Origin of the sequence: Hymenobacter gelipurpurascens, from assembly GCF_900187375.1 — a bacterium.
GTDB classification, from domain to species: domain Bacteria; phylum Bacteroidota; class Bacteroidia; order Cytophagales; family Hymenobacteraceae; genus Hymenobacter; species Hymenobacter gelipurpurascens.
Genome location: NZ_FYEW01000007.1, coordinates 1 through 1,335, shown reverse-complemented (window position 1 = coordinate 1,335; position 1,335 = coordinate 1). Strand labels below are relative to the sequence as shown.

Genomic DNA, 1,335 nt, shown 5'->3' with positions numbered 1-1,335 from the left:
TCATCATTGCCGCTCTCATAGGAGCAGCCGCTACTCTCTTTGCTCCTATCCTGCTGGAATGGTATCGAAAAGGAAAGAGCTAGTTATTCGCATTCTTACTTGTCCTTACTCAAAGGGTTGCACAACAGGTCAATAGCCATTGCCTTTAAGGAGGAATAAAATCTTCTAGAACTTTTTTGTAACTTGGAACGTTACAGGTTACATTCGCCCACACTTCCACTAAAACCCTGACATATGAACGCCGCCAACACTCCTATAAACGTTCCGCCACCAGATGATTCGTTCCATTCGCCACAAGGGTCTTAAGTCCTTACATGACAAAGGAGATACCTCTAAACTGCCTGCTGATAATGTGGAGAGAATCAATCGGATTCTTACCCGTCTAGAAGCGGCAAAGACTCCCCAAGCACTTAATTTCCCTGGTTCAGGTTTTCACCAGTTGAAGGGTGATCTAAAAGATTTTTATTCAATCAAGGTCAGAGCCAACTGGAAGATCATTTTCCGGTTTGAAGGCGAGGACGTTGTCGATGTTGACTACCTCGACTATCACTGACCTACAGAAGAGATAAGGCTGATATATGCCAATGTTCAATCCATCACACCCCGGCGAATTGATTCGCGAGAACATAGAGGGGCTGCGTGAGGAAACAGGAGCTAAGCTGACTCTGGAAGAAGTAGCAGAAGGGCTAGGTACGACCCGTAAGACCCTTTCTGCTATTCTTAACAAACGTCAGAGCGTCACGCCGGAGATGGCGTTACGGTTAGCTGCTGCATTTCGTAATACCACTGCGGAGTTCTGGCTTACGGTACAGGAGAACTATGATCTGGCTCAAGCTCGGCAAAGAGTTTCTGTTGAGCATGTTCGCGTATTTTGGGAGCCAGCAGCTAGCTAAACTCCCTGCTTAAGGTTGTAACGAGCTGTTTGTAAGTGAATTCGACCTTAGTGTTCCCTCCCTTGCTGGTGCTTCCATAGCTTGGCAGCATAAGCTGAATCCTCAACTCAGGCTGCCAAGCTAGGTAATCATGCTTTAGTATTGCGCCGCTGCTTTGGTGTGACCGGCGAGATGGGGGCAAGAGCTAAAGGAGAGTTTAGCTCATCGTATTTCTCAAACAGACACTGAACTCGCTCAGTATCATTTTTGAAAGCTTTACGGCGATAGAGATGATCAATCAACTTGTCGAGACGGCGATGGGCGGCGCGTAAGTCGGATGGCATAGCTAGTGGGTCGTAAAGGTCTGCAAGAGTGCTACCAGAGTGAGCATCTCGGGCATCGAGTACGGCCTGTGCTGCATCTTCTATAACCTTGCGGCTATTATCAACCGGGGATTCTGGCC

3 protein-coding genes are annotated in these 1,335 nt (G+C 47.7%); 2 read left to right on the top strand and 1 reads right to left on the bottom strand.

Annotated elements, in window-relative coordinates; translation table 11 throughout:
- The first annotated feature begins 274 nt into the window (after nt 1-274).
- Both CFT68_RS21345 and CFT68_RS21340 read left to right on the top strand, forming a co-directional pair.
- Nucleotides 275-553: a type II toxin-antitoxin system RelE/ParE family toxin gene (locus tag CFT68_RS21345; protein WP_088845723.1), complete on the top strand. Its 279-nt coding sequence runs from the start codon at nt 275-277 to the stop codon at nt 551-553.
- Between the two features lie 25 nt (nt 554-578).
- Entirely contained in the window at nt 579-893 is a 315-nt protein-coding gene (locus tag CFT68_RS21340; RefSeq protein WP_088845722.1) for a HigA family addiction module antitoxin, read from the top strand.
- 128 nt (nt 894-1,021) lie between these two features.
- Here the strand turns inward: CFT68_RS21340 and CFT68_RS21995 are convergent.
- A partial coding sequence (locus CFT68_RS21995) for a type IIL restriction-modification enzyme MmeI (RefSeq protein ID WP_317044132.1) occupies nt 1,022-1,335 on the bottom strand: 314 nt, incomplete at its 5' end.

Bases quoted from the DNA above. Each gene is read 5' to 3' on its own strand.
- CFT68_RS21345 (WP_088845723.1), top strand. From the start codon at position 275: ATGATTCGTTCCATTCGCCACAAGGGTCTTAAGTCCTTACATGACAAA.
- CFT68_RS21340 (WP_088845722.1), top strand. From the start codon at position 579: ATGCCAATGTTCAATCCATCACACCCCGGCGAATTGATTCGCGAGAAC.